Below are 16,375 nucleotides of genomic sequence, written 5' to 3'. Positions count from 1 at the left end.
TATGCTAAAAATGCATAAGTACCAGGCTTTTGTGACCTCTTTAATTTTTGTCTCGCGCTGTATTGAGGAATGCGTTAAGACAAGGATTTTTATTCGCCTGATTCCAGGCAAATTCAATGTTATATTGATGATGCGTCTGATTAATTTTCAAAAACGTGATCGTCTGATATTTTTTCGTCAGCCCATCTGAATCAGGATAGAAAGAAATGCCCCTTCCCAATTCAGTTAACAGTAACTGGGTTTCAAACGAATCGACTTCAATGACTATCGGATCAAAACCATCCTGACGACAGCAATCCAGAATATAATCATAATGCTTCTGAAAGCTTTCCCTTTTGGGTACAATAATTTTCTCATTTCTAAGTTCAGGTGCTTCAATCGATTCTCGTCCTACAAACCGATGAAATGGCCCCACACCAACTTTTACATTATATTGACAGATATTTAATGAATTGATTCCTTTTTCATCCTGCAGTTCTGCTTTAAAGACCGAAATAATATCCAAAGTGCCATCGTTGATTTGGGTCAGCAATTGTGCCGGCGTACTTTGTTGCAGAACGATTTCGACATTTTGATTTTTTTGCTGATATCGTTTTAATACCCCAGTCACATACTCAAAGCCCAGATCATTAGAAAAGCCCACTTTTAAGACATTGTTTTCTTTGTAACTTAAACGCACGCCATCTTCAACCGCTTTATCGTATAATTTCAGTATCGATTTCACACTGGTTAAATAATCGCTACCCGCTGGAGTGAGCTGAACTTTTGTGGTGCACCTTTCAAAAAGTGCAAAACCAATCTCTTTTTCCAATTGTTTGATGGCGCGACTGATGGTCGTTTGTGAAACAAACTGGCGTTTTCCAGCTTCAGTGAAATTTAAAGTTTCAGATAATGCGATAAAATACTCCAGGGTTTGTCGATTCAAGCACTTGCTCCCTCCTTACTCTTTTTAATAATCAATTGCATAAATTCATCAATGAGGGGATTATCATCATTCTTATTTCGGGCCATGCAAAATTCTGAATGATGATGGGTTTCGATCAGTTTTATCCGGTGAATCCCAGAAGCTTCGGTTAGCACTTCCTCAGAAATAATGGCAATTCCTTTATTGGCACTAACCAATAAAATCATCTCATCAAAATTATCGACCTCTTTAATAACATTCGGTTCAAAACCGTCCTGTTCGCAGCTCCTGAAAAAGGAGTCGTGATATTTGGGTCCATAGGTTTTTGAAAAAATAATCAGCTTTTCAGATTTCAATTCATTGCCATAGATTTCATAACGATCGTGCCAGGGATGACTGGTCGAGACAATGACACATAGGGTGCTGGTGAATAAGGTTGTGATCTCGATCTGGGGATAGGTCTCAATTTCATTGGCCAGACCGAACATAATATCAATTTCGTTATTTCTTATTTTTTCAGATAATTTTCTAAAGCTGAGTTCATACAGTTCCAGATTCACTTCCGGGTGATGGGCGACAAATTTACTTAACACCTCCGGCAAAAAACGTTTTTCAACCGGACCGGATACGCCGATTCGCAATGATCCTGAAAACCCATTTTTTAAGGCCTTGGCCTTTGTTACCGCTTGTTCGTAATCCTCAATTATCCGCTTGCTGGCTTCATAAAAAGCTTTACCGGCTAAGGTTAAGGTCGGACGATAACCGGATCGGTCAAACAATTGAAAATCCAGTTCCTGTTCCATGGCAGCCATCTGCTGGCTCATGGCCGTCTGGGAGACAAAGCATTCCTGTGCCGCTTTGGTAAAACTGCCATGCTCAACTGCCGCAATAAAATACTCCAATTTTCTGAAATCCATTTTCCACCTCGCTGGGATGATCATTCATCATTGCATTCTTTGCTCCAATTTTATCATTCGTTTGTTTTCCACACAATGCGAAATTTATGAAGCATTTGATTTTTACTGCAATGCAATTATATATTGCGATTTTTTCTGCTATCCCAAGATTGTACAGGTTTCAATATAAGTTTACAGCATAAAAAAGCTATCTGAGATTTGTCTGCATGCAGACAAACAGATAACTTTTATTGATTATTATTTTACTTTCTTAAGGTAAACTGATGGATGGTTTCCTTTGCAGCTTCGGCGCTGCGGGCCGCCAGGGTTCGGACCTCTTCAGCCACCACCGCAAAGCCTCTGCCATGCTGGCCGGCCCGGGCTGCCTCTACGGCAGCATTTAAAGCCAGAATATTGGTCTGGAAGGCAATGTCGTCGATAACTTTAATAATTTTGGAAATATCATTGGATGATTGATTGATCTCAATCATGGCATTTTGCATTTCCGCCATCTGACCGTTGCCAATATCCGCATTTTCACGAACAACCCCGGTTAGTTCCCGGGCCTTATTGGCATTTTTGGCGTTTTCCTTGGTCTGATCTGCAATTTCAGCGATTGATGCGGTCAATTCTTCGATGGAACTGGCCTGTTCAGTGGCACCCTGAGCTAACGACTGGCTGCCGGCCGCTACCTGGTTGGCACCTGAACTGACCTGCAAGGCCGCCGTATAGATTTCACTTAACAAGGTATTTAATGTTTTGATAATCTCATTCAGAGCATTTGAGATCCCGACAAAGTCGCCGCTATACGCCTGAATATCGTCGATATCAAGGTTACCATTGCCAATTTCCCGGGTAACCGCAGAAATTTCTTCAATAACACTGTTTAATTGTGCAACCGTGCCATTCACCGATTGTTTCATCTGGTCAAAACCGCCTTCGTAGTGTCCCGTGATGCTGGTTCTCAAATCACCAGTCGAAATTGCATCCATTACTGTCGAAATCTCATCAAAGGGCTTGGCAATCTCAATCAGGATGTTATTCATTCCGGAAATAATAGTCTGCCAGGAACCTTTAAAACGTGTTTCATCAGCCTTTATCTGTTCGCCCTTGACAATGGCATTTAACAGCATATCGGCTTCGCCAATCAGATCTCCGACCGACCCTTTGACTACACCTAGACTCGTATTGATTGCCCCGAAGTATTCTTTTATTTCGACCGTGTATTGATTGCCTTCGCCAATCGTCAGATCAAAATTCAGATCGCCATCGGCCAGAAGCAGCAGGTTTTCTTTGAGCCGTGAAACCTCGGCCTCCGTGTATCGATTGACACTCACCGATGAGGTTAGATCCATGGTGATTTCAAGAAAACCAAGCTTCTCATTTTTTTTGTTCGTGATCAATCGAGAATTCTTTTGCAGGTATGCGCCTAAAAATTCAAAATCGAAAGTGGTCACGTCATTATTAATTAACTGATAAATACTGCAGTTCGCCGGACATTCTTGTGAATTGCAATAGTCAACCCCAAATTCACAGGCTTTTCTGCCATAGGCACCTTCGCGGTTCTCAATAATGCCAGCCTGCAAAAGTTGATTCTCCAGAGTTTTATTAAAAAACAGCCAATGGGAATTGGTATCCAGAATATGCATGGGATAAGGTATCGCATCCATGGCATGCTCATACAGTTCGATTTTGGCAGTGTTTTGAACTATGGTGCTGCTAATCGTTTCAAACAGTGACAAATAGATACCCGATAGATCAGTGGCTGTTGGTCGAATTTGCCAAAAAAGTCAAACAGTATTATAACCCGGATATTTTTAACAACTATGATGACATCGCCACCGAGCGGGGGCTGTTTATGTCCCCGGCCACTTATCGAAAACTGATCAAACCTCATCACAAACGCCTCAATGACGCCGTTAAAGAACTGGGGATGATTCCCATCCAGCACACCTGCGGGCTTTGTGAATCCCTAATCGAAGACATCATTGAAACCGGCGCTGCCGCCTGGAGCTCGGTTCAGCCGGTTAATGACATTGTGGGGCTGCTGGAAAAATATGGCGATCGCATTGCCTTAATCGGGGGCTACGATGCCAATGGTGCACCTGACCACCTGGATGCTACCACCGAAGAACGACTAGCTGACGTGCATCGGTGTCTGGACACCTATGGCAAATATCAATCCTATATCGTCTTCCCCTTTGTCATCGTTGACTCCCTGGACCCCAACGATATGCTTGCCTTGATGGGGCCAATGCTGGGTGAAGCGGTCCGATACAGTCATGAACTGGGACGAACCCAGGCTGTCTAATTGTTTTCATTTGTATTCGAAAAAATAATGAGGGGAATTATGTGACCGAGATTATGGTGGCAATTGACTAGCACGGGCGGATAAATAGTCCGGCCACAAAAAAAGAAGCCGATTTTCTGCTTCCTCGAACCTGATTAATAAAATAACCAAGAAATGGTGTGAGATCGAGAACCCCGCTGATCTGAGCATTTTCTTCTGAAAGTGTATAAGCCTGATCATACTTATTTATGCTGACTTCAATATGATTTGAAAACGGGATAAACACAGTGGGTACATATCCCTGTTGAACCAGATACCAGATTGGTGATGCTTTTCATAGAATTCAAGAAAAAAGGGGCTTTTGCAAAATAGCGAATAAGCTATGATGCAAAAGCTCCTTTTTTTGTAGCATACCGTATTAAATGTCTTCACTTGATTATTTTTAAATTTGTTTTTACTCAACCGTCACACTCTTAGCCAGATTTTTCGGCTTATCGACATCACAGCCTCTGGCAACGGCCAGATAATAAGCCAACAGCTGCAGATACACAATGGTGGGAATGGCGGTGATATCATCGTCCATCTCGGGAATCACCCAGACCTCATCTACCTCTGAGGCAATATCCTCGTGACCGGCCTGGACAATCGCCAATACGTGGGCGCCGCGGGCCTTCACTTCTTTGATATTACTGAGCATTTTTTCGAATACATTTTCCTGGGTACAGACGGCCACTACAATGGTGCCATCCTCGATCAGGGCGATGGGACCGTGCTTCAGTTCCCCGGCCGCATAGGCCTCCGAATGAATATAGGAGATCTCCTTGAGTTTAAGTGATCCTTCCATACTGGTGTATAAGTCCACCCCTCTGCCGATGTAGAAAAGGTCATGGATTTTATGATTTTTGTCAGCAAATGCTTTAATCACGTCCTGGCTTTCCAGCGCCTTTTCGATCAGTCCCGGGGTCATCATCAGACCATGACAAATCCGGGCGGCCTCTTCTTTTTTCATTTTCCCGTTGAGATTTCCCAAAAATGAGGCCAACAGCATCATACAACCAACCTGGGTAACATAAGCCTTGGTCGATGCCACGGCGATTTCCGGTCCGGCATTGGTGTAAATAACGTCATCCGCTTCCCGGGCGATGGAACTGCCGACCACATTGGTCACCGCCAAAACCCAGGCGCCCCGTTCTTTGGCGAGGCGGATCGCCGCTAAGGTATCGGCTGTTTCGCCAGATTGACTGATGACAATCAGCAGGGTATTTTCATCGACAATCGGATTCTTATAGCGATACTCTGACGCTGCTTCGGTTTCCACGCTGATCCGGGCAAATTTTTCAAAATAATATTTGCCTACCATCCCGGCATGATAAGCCGTTCCACAGGCCACAATCTGAATCCGGTTAATGTGTTTCATCATCTCAGCATCAAGCTTCAGACCGGTAAAGGAAGCGCCATTGTCGCAGCAGCGGCCCATTAAGGCTTCCATCATCGCCTTGGGCTGTTCCACCATTTCTTTCATCATAAAATGATCGTAGCCGCCTTTTTCAGCATCGCCGGGATCCCAATCGACGACAAATATTTCTTTGTCAATGACTTGACCAGCGCTGTTCATGACCTCGATCGCGTCAGCTGTCAGCACTGCCATTTCGCCGTTATCCAGCAGATAAACATCCCGGGTATAGTTTAGAATCGCCGGAATATCCGAAGCGATAAAATTTTCACCATCTCCCAATCCGACAATCAACGGGCTGTCTTTACGGACGGCCACAATTTTATTCGGTTCATTGGCACAAAGAACTGCCAAAGCGTAGGAACCCTTCATCCGCTTCAACGCAATCTGAATGGTTTGAACCAGATCGCCGTTATAAAGCTCATTGAGCAAATGAGCAATCACTTCGGTATCGGTATCGGAAATGAAAACATGACCCATCGCTTGCAGTTCATCTTTCAAAGACATATAGTTTTCAATGATCCCGTTATGGACCACCGATATTTCTTTATTGACACTACAATGGGGATGGGCATTGGCATCTGAAGGAACCCCATGGGTGGCCCAACGGGTGTGACCAATGCCGACCTGGCCAGAAAGAGGTGTTTTTTCCAGAACATCTTCCAGATTTTTAAGCCGCCCCTTTTTCTTTTCCACCCGGATCACTTCATTTTCCAGAGTCGCAATTCCAGCCGAGTCGTAGCCCCGATACTCCAACCGGGAAAGACCACTAATTAGCACATCCTGAGCCTGTTTATCGCCGATATAACCTACAATTCCACACATTTTTTCACCTGTTATTCTTTTTTTATGCCATCTCTGTCCTGAAGATCACTCTTCAGTTTTTCATGACAATTCTCCAGGGCATCCGCCGAAATTTCGATACTCCCTGACCTCGTCAACTCAATTATGTGTGGACCATCACTTGAGTTCTGGCGCTTCTTTGCTGTCTTTGGTTTTGGTCCATGGTCTTTTTTTACCCAAATACACGCTGAAATAATCTAGCTAAACTGTTCTAGCTGGGTTATTTTATCATAAACGATCTTTGAACGCAAAGAAATGAGAGGCATGCCCCTCATTTCTTAATAAGTTATTAATGTTTCAGTAATCATTTATACCGGTTAAACCATCACGACTTGACCGACTGATGGTCCCGAACTGCCTAAACGATCTTCAATGAAAAGAGCCAGTTCTTTGGCCATATTGGTCAATTCATTCTGATCCTTTCCTTCAATCATCACCCGCACCAGCGGTTCGGTCCCGGACGGCCGGATCAGCACCCGTCCCTGGCCCTGAAAATGAGCTTCAACTTCCTGAATCTTCTTTTGGATCTGATCATCTTTCAGATAATCCTGTTTGCGACCATTCTCAACTCTGGCATTAACCAGAATCTGGGGGTATACTGTCATTAAATCGCCCAGGCTTTTTGAATCCCGGCCATCCAGTTTCAACAATTCCAGCAGCATCAAGGCTGTCAGCATGCCGTCTCCGGTAGTATTATGATCCAGCAGAATCAGATGGCCGGATTGTTCCCCGCCGAGATTATAATCACCCGCAATCATCGCTTCTAAAACATAGCGATCCCCTACATCGGTTTTGATGGTTTGGCAGCCCGCTTCTTTCAAGGCAATATCCAGACCGATATTACTCATCACTGTCACCACCACGGTATTTTTTTTCAGCGTATTGCAGGCCTTCATGCGACTGCCAATGAGATTCATGATCTTGTCGCCGTCAATGATATTCCCGGCGCAATCGACGGCCAGGCAACGGTCAGCATCGCCGTCAAAGGCAATCCCGATATCGGCCTTTTCTGTCACGACCCGGCGCTGCAACGGCTGCAAATGGGTCGAGCCACATCCGGCATTAATGTTCTTACCATCAGGGTTGTCACCAATGACGACCACTTCGGCCCCCAGGCTACGAAAGAAAGCCGGAGCAATGGCGTAGGATGCTCCATGGGCACAGTCCATGACCACCTTCAGCCCAGTAAAATCCCCTTGAACCGCCTTTTTTATGTGATTCAGATAAAAGCTTTCTGGTTGCTCCAGGTGCCGGATACTGCCGCCATCTTTTAGTGGCACTGGCTGACTTTCAAGGATGATCTTCTCAATTTCATTTTCCACCGCATCCGGCAGCTTGAAGCCCTGATTGTTGAAAAACTTAATCCCATTAAACTCATAAGGATTATGCGATGCTGAAATAACAACACCGGCATCTGCTTGTAGTTCTCTGGTAATGACGGCGATTGCCGGGGTTGGCAAAACACCAACCAGCAGCACTTCTCCACCGACTGAAAGAATCCCATTGGCCAGGGCCTGTTCCAGTTGTGCTCCCGATTCTCGGGTATCCATACCGATAACAATCTTGGGCCGGTGGGCATTTCTTCCCAACACACTGGCACCAGCCTGGCCAAGACCATAGGCCAGCTCCAATGTCAATTCTTTTTCATATATTCCACGCACACCATCGGTGCCAAATAATCTTCCCATCTATATAAAACTCCTTAGTTTGTTTGCTCGCTTGTTTGTTTACCAAAAGATAATTCGCTATTTCGGTAACCTGCTGTGCAAGTCGACTGACTTCAAACATGTCATTATCCTTATCTTTATCGACATACCCCATCATTTGTTAATCTTTTCTGGTGGTTTGACAGTCTGCTTAAGCCTAGTAATTTTTCCAAATCTTTTTTATTATACCTCAAGGCCACTGGAATTAAAACCGTTTTATAATTCCACCGCCCAGAACCTGACGGCCCTGATAAAAAACCAGGGCCTGACCCGGGGCCGGCGCCCGAACTGGAACACAGCTGTGGACGATAGCCTGAGTCCGGGAAAGTCGTTCGATACGGCCTTCATATTCGTGACCCCAGCGACAGGTTTTAAAGGTGAAACCGGTTTCCGGCAGACCCTTGGGTGACTGGATGATCAGTTCGTCGACAAAAATAGCACTTTGATACAAAGCCTTTTCCTCATCCAGTACCACGGTATTAGTCGCCGGTATCACCTCCACCACTGCCAATCGTTGCTCGCTGTTAATCCCTAAACCCCGGGTTTGACCCAGGGTAAACTGATGAATCCCCGGGTGTCGGCCCAGGATTTTTCCCGTAACATCGACAAAATTGCCGGGGGCGGTGGGGTTATTCCCAAATACGGCGTCTTTAAGAAACAGACCGTGGCCCTTCTTGGGGATAAAACAAATCCCCTGGCTTTCTTTGCCCCGGGCCAGCTCCGGCAGCAAGCCGAGGATTATTTCACGGACCGCAGCTTTGGATTCAAAACGATTCAGCGGAAACAACAACCGCCCCAGCATCTCCTGATCCAGATGATATAAAAAATACGACTGATCCTTATTCGGATTAGGACTGGCCCAGAGCTGAAAATCATTTTCATATTTGCGGATTTCGGCATAGTGTCCGGTAGCAATCATGGCATCATCATTGGCTGCTGCAAACTCACCCAGCAGTCTAAACTTCATATTCTGATTGCACAGCATACAGGGGTTGGGTGTTTCCCCCAACTGGTAGCCCGCTACAAACGGATTGATGACTTTTTCCTTAAACTGACTTTGAGCCGCCAGTACATGGTGTTCAATTTTCAGTTTTTCCGCCACCTGTCTGGCGGAATTAATAGTATTTTCGTCATTTAAAAAATTAAAGGTTACGCCAATTACCTCGTAACCTTCATTTTTTAACAGATAAGCAGCGGCGGCACTGTCGATACCGCCGCTTAATCCGATAATCACTTTTTTCTTTTTCACGTTTATTTCTTTCTCTGAATTTAATTTTAATTCCAAGTTAAATGCCTCGGTTAAATGCTTGATTCAAGTTCTTAGTAGTATTTATGCTAGCGTACTGTGATGTCCTTCAACCGGGTCTCTTTTTTTTCAATGTGGACGATCTTGGATTTTAAGGACTCCAGCTCCAGCGTATTATCCCGGTGGTCTTCCCAAATCGGCCAGTTCTTATTGGTTTCAATTAAATTGATGATTTCTTCAGTGAGCCAGGGGTTGCAAACCAACACCGGGCCCAGGGTATTGGTAAAAATACCTTTGCCGCTGATAACACCTTCAAATCGAGTCTCACCGTTATTGCCGTAACCATATTTCAACCGGCCAAAAGGTGACTCTTCTTTGATATCCAGGTCGATCATCTGAATTTGACTACCGACGATTTCCATTTCTTTGCCATTATACTGACAGCTGTAATAAAGATCGTCGCCATAAACGGCGTGATTTTCCCGGGTTTCAATTTCGATAATGCCCAGTCCTCTAATCGAAGACTGATCATCGCGGCTGATTGTTTCCCCAAAAAGCGCCACCGTTGTGCCGGTCACCAGCATCGGCCGGGTTTCAATATAGGCAATCAACTCTTTGCGATGCGGTTCCAGATAGGCTGCCACCGCCTCAAAATGGTCAATTTCTCCCGGCGGACAAAACAGAAAATCAAAGTCCAACGGGTTAAAGATCTCCGTATCCAGGTTAATCTGCTCGACCTCAACCCGGTAGCCCCGGCGTTCCCCTTCGGCCCGGATGGCCAGCAGATTGCCCCGGTCGCCATGAAGGTTAAACATATTATTAAAAAGCCAGCCGACTTTTATGGTCTGTTCCATTAGTTTTGTCCTCCTTCTATGAATTTTTTCATCTTTTCAAAGGTGGAGAGCCAGGTGATTAAATAAATATTATCGGTTTCGGCCTTGTCAATCTCGGCGAAAATTTCGTTAATATCGTCACTGTCCATAATTGTGATCGCTTCTTTGGCAACCCCATCATAAACAAGCCGGTTGGCGGTATCATAAGAAACATGTTCAGAAAAACACAGATAGCGCTCCACATTTGATTCTACCACCGGTTTGAAATCACAGTCAAAGGCATAAAAGGTATTGATATAATGGGGTACAAAGTCATTGACCACATACAAACCCAACGCCACCATTTTTTTACTCTTATCAGAAGCCATAATATTTAAAGCACTCTGGAGCGTATCAGGATTTTCCTGCTTAATCCGCATGTATTTAATGGTTTTATTTTTATAGGTCAAGATCTCAAAGCGGCCGCCAATGTTTTTGAAATTATCAAAAGCCTTAGCTGCCGCAGCTGGCGCGATACCGCAAATTTCTTCACAAACAGCCAACGAACCGGCATAGTTATAAAACATAAAGGGCAGATCATAGGGCATATGGAAGTCGACATTCTTCAGCTTAAAGGTTTGTTCGGCAAAATTCAGATCAGTGACCTGATAGTCCGGTGTGCTTTTACTGGCGAAACCACAAAAGTCACAATGAAAAGCGCCGATGCTATCAACATTGTAATAGTCAAAACTCATATCATGATGGCATTTGGGACAGGCCTGGGTTGGGTAATCCGCACCTTTAGTGAATGATTCATCGTGACGGGAAACCCCGTAATAAATGGAGCGACGGGCTATTTCCTCAAAAAATCGGGATCGCGGTTCTTCGTTATTGAGGATCAGTGTCATCCTGGGATTCACAACCTCTTTTAATTTACGGATGATAAAATCCGGATCCCCATTTCTCTGGACCTGGTCTTTTTGTAAATTGGTGATCAGCATGTTTTCAGCCGGCAGTTGGGCATAAATCAAGGGTAGATAACGCTCATCCGTTTCAAAAACATAGTAGTCCGCCTTCAGTTTCCCCAATAAGCTGGCTTCTTTGGCCAGCATTGTGGCAATTCCACCCAGTAAATTAGCACCCTCCAGATTCGAGACAATTTTCTTTCCATTTTGCTTTAAAATATGGGTGACCAGGTTGGTCGTCGAGGATTTTCCATTGGTTCCGGTAATAAAAATAACCTTCGAGTAGTCAATATTTTTAAAATGTTTCACAAAATCAGGGTCGATTGTCAACGCCTTTTCACCCGGAAGGTTGGTTCCCCGACCCTTGCTGACAAGTTTAATGGCAATCCCCATTAATTTTGCAAACCATAATGCGAGATAAAATTTCATTGTTAATAACCTTTCTTTACTATTGTAGTTGCTATTGCAATCGTGCTGTGAGCTCTACAACTCTTTATTCTTTAATTTTTCCCGAACCACAGTGAGCATGCTTTTGCGGTCATTGTGATCTGACGGATCGGATGAATCATCCTGATCTTTTGTTTCCAGGCTCTGATTCCAGCTCATCTGAGCCGCTCCGGCAACCACTGCTCCAACAAAGCAGGCGGTGCTGAACATGCTGGCCAAACCGATCACCATCGCCACCAGTTCGCCGTAGATGATACCATTAAATCGGACCGGGTGAATATCCCCATAACCGATGGTAGCAAAAGAGATCACCATATAATAGAGCATATCAAAGGCGTCCAGGGCCCGGTCTGAATTGGCCACATAAAAATTCGGATCGATCTTAAAACAATTAAAGACCATCAGGTAGAGGATACTCATTTCACTGACAACCAGTACCAGCATTCCTTTTAGAATACTGGCGGTTTCATGATATTTTCGCCGCTTTGAAACCGAACTCCGGATGATGCTGGGATTGGCAATGGCCCGGATCATCACCGAAAAACAGAGAATCAAGGCAAAGGAAAGTCCGACAAGACCCAGTGGCAGGCTTGGTGGCGAAATAAAATTCGCAAACAGCACAAAGTAATGACCCAGGACCAGATAAAAGATCAAATCCACAAAACGTGAGACAATGATATCCTGAAACTGATCGATCTTCATAAAAAGATGCTGAACCAGAAATACGATGACAATAAAAACGGCAAAACTTCCTAAAATTCCGGCTAATTCACTGACTAAGATCCGATGATGGCTGGAGACCACCACCAGTGAAATAACCAGCAACACGCCGGACACCATTAAAATCCCCTGATATTCATAATTGACAATCAATTTTACCAGAAAACGTCGGAACGGTTTGATTTTTTTTGTTTGATTCAGCTTTACTTCTTCAACAATTCGTTCTTTATTGTAAAATAAAAATAGTTCAAACAAAAAAAGCAGCATGATAAACAGATCATAAATAATAATAATGGCATTTCCATTAGCCAAGGTTTCGTAGACCGGAAATTCATTGACAAAGGGATTCATCTGAAAACTCCTTTATTGATCTTATGGTTCACGACTCTCAATCAACTTTATTTTTTGCTCTTTTGTCATTTTTTTGATGGCAACTTCCCGACTCAGGGCTTCTGACCGGGTATTGAGAGCTTCCCAATAAACCAGCGTCACCGGCAGGCGGCCCCGGGTATATTTTGCCCCGGTTCCCGAATTATGAACCTTGATCCGGGCTTCAACGTTGGTGGTCCATCCGGTATAAAGTGTATTATCACTACATTTTACGATATAAACGTAAGCCTTGTCTATCATTTGTTTATCTTTCTTTCAGTTTAAATGGGAAATCGTCCAACCGGTTTAATCTGTCACATCAACTTATCTATTTATTCTTGCGGTTCCTCCGTTTACCGGTTCGCAAGAAAAAAAGATCCCTAAAAGGGATCTTAATTGTTTTTTTTTAATTCCTAGAAGTTGCTGTTTCTTGGTCTTCTAGTTTGTTTTCTTTTTGTTCGACATTCACGACATCTTTTTGGTTCATTGTCAAAACCTTTTTCCTGGTAGAATTCTTGTTCACCTACTGTAAATACAAATTCTTCGCCACAATCTTGACAAATTAAAGTTCTGTCTTCCATGAGTTACCTCCACTTAATTTTAATGTACAGGATCTGATTATTCTTTTTTAAATGGAGCATGGACAATTTTGTCTGAACATTTTTTACCATTTATGAACTTGTAATCATTAACTATACTATGGTCATTATACAATGTTCGTTTACATTTGTCACCTGTTTTTTTAATTTTTTATTGAGTTAAATTCTTTTTTCGGATATATTAAAATAATACTATTTCAATTATAAGGAGATAAATCATGAGAGATCAGCGACTGTTAAAATATGCCCAAACCCTGGTCAATTACTCCCTCTACATTAAACCAGACGAGTGGGTTGTGATCCGGGGTTCCGATCTGGCCCTGCCCCTGATTAAAGAGTGCTACCGGGAGATCTTAAAAGCCGGCGCTCACCCCACTGTTATCCTCAACCCGGAAGGAATCTCAGAAATTCTTTTAAAGGAAGGCAACGACGACCAGCTACAATTTAATGCGCCGATGATGATGGAAGTCTATGCCAAAGCTGATAAGATTTTAAACATTCTGGGGGACCATAACCTGAAGTCATTGGCAGCGGTTCCCAGCGAACGTATCGCTCTGCAACGCCGTTCTGGTGCACCAGTCACTAAAATTTACAATGACCGGGTGGCCCGGGGTGAAATGGATTGGACATTGTGCCTCTACCCCACTGAAAGCGGCGCTCAGGAAGCCAATATGTCGCTGTCCGACTATGAAGAATTCGTTTTTGAGGCCTGTCTCCTGAATACCAACAACCCTACTACCGCCTGGCAGAAAATTCATGATGAACAGGAAGCAATGGTCGGCTATTTAAATCAAAAAACTAACTTCCATGTGATTGCCAAAGATACCGATCTGACCCTCAGTACCAAAAACCGGATTTGGATCAATTCCGACGGCCACCATAATTTCCCCAGCGGTGAGGTCTTTACTGCACCGGTAAAAGAAAGCGTAAACGGCACCATTCGTTTCACCTTTCCCGGTATTTACAGCGGCCAAGAAATTGAAGACATCCGTCTGATCTTCAAGGACGGCAAAGTCGTCCAGGCCAGCGCCAAACGCGGCGAAGCCTTGCTCCACGCCCTGCTTGATACCGACGAAGGTTCCCACTATGCCGGTGAATTTGCCATCGGCACCAACTACGGCATTACCCAATTTACCCGCAATATGCTTTTTGACGAAAAAATCGGTGGTACCATTCATGTGGCTCTGGGTAAATCCTACCCCGAATGCGGCCCCATCAACGACTCGATGCTCCATTGGGACATGCTCTGCGACATGAAAGACGGTGGTGAGATTTATGCTGATGGCGAGCTTTTTTACCAGAACGGAATGTTCATCAAAAAATAATCCCTATTTATACCTATCATCACCCAATTTATTGTAATAAACCCGGCTTTATGGTATTATTGGCAAATATACAAACAGGAGGAAATTAATGGAGACCACGGAAAAAAAGACGAATTTTATCACCAATGCAATCGATCAGGACATTGCCAACAAAGTCTACACCAACGATCGCGTTCACACCCGCTTCCCCCCCGAACCAAACGGATATTTACATATAGGTCATGCAAAAGCATCACTTCTCAACTACCGGATTGCGCAACAGTATCATGGAAAGTTCAATCTCCGCTTTGACGACACCAACCCCATCAAAGAAGAGTTGGAATATGTGGATTCGATCAAAGAAGATCTCAGCTGGCTGGGAATCAAATGGGATGAGCGGCTCTTTTTCGCTTCCAGTTATTTTGATAAAATGGCCGAGTACGCCGTTGAACTGATCAGCAAGGGTCTGGCCTTTGTAGATGAACTGTCGGCCGAGGAAATGCGCCAGTATCGGGGCACCCTGACCGAACCCGGCCAGGAAAGTCCCTTCCGCAACCGCCCGATCGAAGAAAACCTGAACCTGTTCGAACAAATGAAGGCCGGAAAGTTGCCGGAAGGCTCTTATATTCTGCGGGCTAAAATCGATATGGCCAGCCCCAACATGAATATGCGGGACCCGGCGATCTATCGGATTCTCCATACCCAACACCATTCCACCAGCGAAGACTGGTATATCTATCCGATGTATGATTACGCCCATCCGATTGAGGATGCCATCGAAGGGATTACCCATTCCCTGTGTACCCTGGAATTTGAAGATCACCGCCCCTTCTATGATTGGGTATTGGCGAACATCGACGATTTTAAGAACGAACCGCCGCGGCAGATCGAATTTGCCAAACTCAACCTGACCAAAACCATTGTCGGCAAACGCTTCTTAAAACAACTGGTCGATGAAAAAATTGTCGACGGCTGGGATGATCCCCGGTTAGCCACCATTTCCGGTTTACGCCGGCGCGGCTTTACGCCCGAGTCTATTCAGGCCTTCTGCGAAGCCATCGGGGTCGCTAAAACCAACAGCACCGTGGATATTGCCATGCTCGAACATTTTATCCGGGACGACCTGAAACTCAAAGCGCCCCGATTAATGGCCGTGGTCGATCCCCTGAAGGTGACCATCACGAACTACCCGGAAAACCAAACCGAGTGGGTTGAACTACCACTTAATCAGGAAAATGACGAAATGGGTAGCTATACTACTCCATTCAGCCGGGAAATTCTGATAGATCGCAGTGATTTTATGGAAGTACCTCCTAAAAAGTATTTCCGGCTATTCCCCGGAAATGAAGTCCGCCTGCGTGGTGCCTACTTCATCACCTGTCAGGAAGTGGTTAAAGATGCCGACGACCAGGTGATTGAGTTAAAATGCACCTACGATCCGGCTACCAAATCCGGGGCCGGCTGCGAGCGCAAGGTCAAAGGGACCATCCACTGGGTGGATGCCAGTCATGCCAGCGAAGTGGAAATCCACCTTTACGACTATCTGGTCGAAGACGATGCCGGACTCAACAAAGACAACTTTCTGGAACGGATCAATCAGAAATCATTGGAAATTGTCAAAGCCTATATTGAACCAGAACTGCTGAAGGCGAGCCCGTATGAAAAATTCCAGTTTATCCGCAACGGGTTTTTCTCAGTCGATCCCAAATATTCAACCCCAGACGCCCCGGTTTTTAACCAGATTGTCTCTTTAAAAAGTTCCTGGAAACCGACAAACTAACTGATAAATGAATACTGGCAAGATGCTGTTTTAGATGAGGG

At 44.5% G+C, this 16,375-nt stretch carries 14 protein-coding genes; 3 read left to right on the top strand and 11 right to left on the bottom strand.

Annotation, left to right across the window (positions count from 1 at the left end):
- Positions 1 to 40 precede the first annotated feature (40 nt).
- The 3 genes from ABGU93_RS07840 to ABGU93_RS07830 form a co-directional block, all read right to left on the bottom strand.
- Positions 41 to 925 carry a LysR family transcriptional regulator gene (locus tag ABGU93_RS07840; RefSeq protein ID WP_347412921.1) on the bottom strand — a complete coding sequence of 295 codons (885 nt, stop codon included), beginning with the start codon at positions 923 to 925 and terminating at the stop codon, positions 41 to 43.
- Complete coding sequence (locus tag ABGU93_RS07835) at positions 922 to 1,821, bottom strand: LysR family transcriptional regulator (protein ID WP_347412920.1); 900 nt, start codon at positions 1,819 to 1,821, stop codon at positions 922 to 924. Before ABGU93_RS07835 ends, ABGU93_RS07840 begins: the two co-directional genes overlap by 4 nt.
- Positions 1,822 to 2,063: 242 nt before the next feature.
- On the bottom strand, positions 2,064 to 3,542 hold the full coding sequence (locus tag ABGU93_RS07830; RefSeq protein WP_347412919.1) for a methyl-accepting chemotaxis protein: 1,479 nt from the start codon (positions 3,540 to 3,542) through the stop codon (positions 2,064 to 2,066).
- Here ABGU93_RS07830 and ABGU93_RS07825 point away from each other — a divergent pair.
- A complete protein-coding gene (locus ABGU93_RS07825; RefSeq protein WP_347412918.1) occupies positions 3,536 to 4,111 on the top strand; it encodes a uroporphyrinogen decarboxylase family protein in 576 nt (191 codons plus the stop codon). The two genes, ABGU93_RS07830 and ABGU93_RS07825, sit on opposite strands and share 7 nt — an antisense overlap.
- 433 nt (positions 4,112 to 4,544) lie before the next feature.
- Here the strand turns inward: ABGU93_RS07825 and glmS are convergent, their stop codons facing one another.
- The 8 genes from glmS to ABGU93_RS07785 form a co-directional block, all read right to left on the bottom strand.
- The gene (gene glmS / locus ABGU93_RS07820) at positions 4,545 to 6,368 is read right to left on the bottom strand and encodes a glutamine--fructose-6-phosphate transaminase (isomerizing) (RefSeq protein ID WP_347412917.1); all 1,824 of its coding nucleotides are present in this window, start codon (positions 6,366 to 6,368) and stop codon (positions 4,545 to 4,547) included.
- Positions 6,369 to 6,703: 335 nt separating this feature from the next.
- Complete coding sequence (gene glmM / locus ABGU93_RS07815; protein ID WP_347412916.1) at positions 6,704 to 8,074, bottom strand: phosphoglucosamine mutase; 1,371 nt, start codon at positions 8,072 to 8,074, stop codon at positions 6,704 to 6,706.
- Between the two features lie 223 nt (positions 8,075 to 8,297).
- Positions 8,298 to 9,341, bottom strand: a complete 1,044-nt coding sequence (gene mnmA, locus ABGU93_RS07810) for a tRNA 2-thiouridine(34) synthase MnmA (RefSeq protein WP_347412915.1) — start codon at positions 9,339 to 9,341, stop codon at positions 8,298 to 8,300.
- An 86-nt stretch (positions 9,342 to 9,427) separates the two neighbouring features.
- Entirely contained in the window at positions 9,428 to 10,192 is a 765-nt protein-coding gene (locus tag ABGU93_RS07805) for a cobalamin biosynthesis protein CobQ (RefSeq protein ID WP_347412914.1), read from the bottom strand.
- Positions 10,192 to 11,544 carry a MurT ligase domain-containing protein gene (locus ABGU93_RS07800; RefSeq protein WP_347412913.1) on the bottom strand — a complete coding sequence of 451 codons (1,353 nt, stop codon included), beginning with the start codon at positions 11,542 to 11,544 and terminating at the stop codon, positions 10,192 to 10,194. The genes ABGU93_RS07805 and ABGU93_RS07800 overlap by 1 nt, the downstream gene beginning before the upstream one ends.
- A 54-nt stretch (positions 11,545 to 11,598) precedes the next feature.
- On the bottom strand, positions 11,599 to 12,633 hold the full coding sequence (locus ABGU93_RS07795; RefSeq protein WP_347412912.1) for a potassium channel family protein: 1,035 nt from the start codon (positions 12,631 to 12,633) through the stop codon (positions 11,599 to 11,601).
- A 21-nt stretch (positions 12,634 to 12,654) separates the two neighbouring features.
- A complete protein-coding gene (locus ABGU93_RS07790; protein WP_347412911.1) occupies positions 12,655 to 12,912 on the bottom strand; it encodes a GIY-YIG nuclease family protein in 258 nt (85 codons plus the stop codon).
- A gap of 152 nt (positions 12,913 to 13,064) precedes the next feature.
- The gene (locus ABGU93_RS07785; protein ID WP_041668887.1) at positions 13,065 to 13,232 is read right to left on the bottom strand and encodes a zinc-ribbon domain-containing protein; all 168 of its coding nucleotides are present in this window, start codon (positions 13,230 to 13,232) and stop codon (positions 13,065 to 13,067) included.
- A 236-nt stretch (positions 13,233 to 13,468) separates the two neighbouring features.
- Between ABGU93_RS07785 and ABGU93_RS07780 the strand changes: the two genes are divergently transcribed.
- Both ABGU93_RS07780 and ABGU93_RS07775 read left to right on the top strand, forming a co-directional pair.
- Complete coding sequence (locus tag ABGU93_RS07780; protein ID WP_347412910.1) at positions 13,469 to 14,575, top strand: aminopeptidase; 1,107 nt, start codon at positions 13,469 to 13,471, stop codon at positions 14,573 to 14,575.
- Between the two features lie 88 nt (positions 14,576 to 14,663).
- Positions 14,664 to 16,334, top strand: a complete 1,671-nt coding sequence (locus tag ABGU93_RS07775; protein WP_347412909.1) for a glutamine--tRNA ligase/YqeY domain fusion protein — start codon at positions 14,664 to 14,666, stop codon at positions 16,332 to 16,334.
- Positions 16,335 to 16,375: the final 41 nt, after the last annotated feature.

Source organism: Acetobacterium sp., assembly GCF_039830195.1.
In the GTDB taxonomy this organism is placed as follows: Bacteria; Bacillota; Clostridia; order Eubacteriales; family Eubacteriaceae; genus Acetobacterium.
This window is presented reverse-complemented; position numbering and strand designations above follow the sequence as displayed.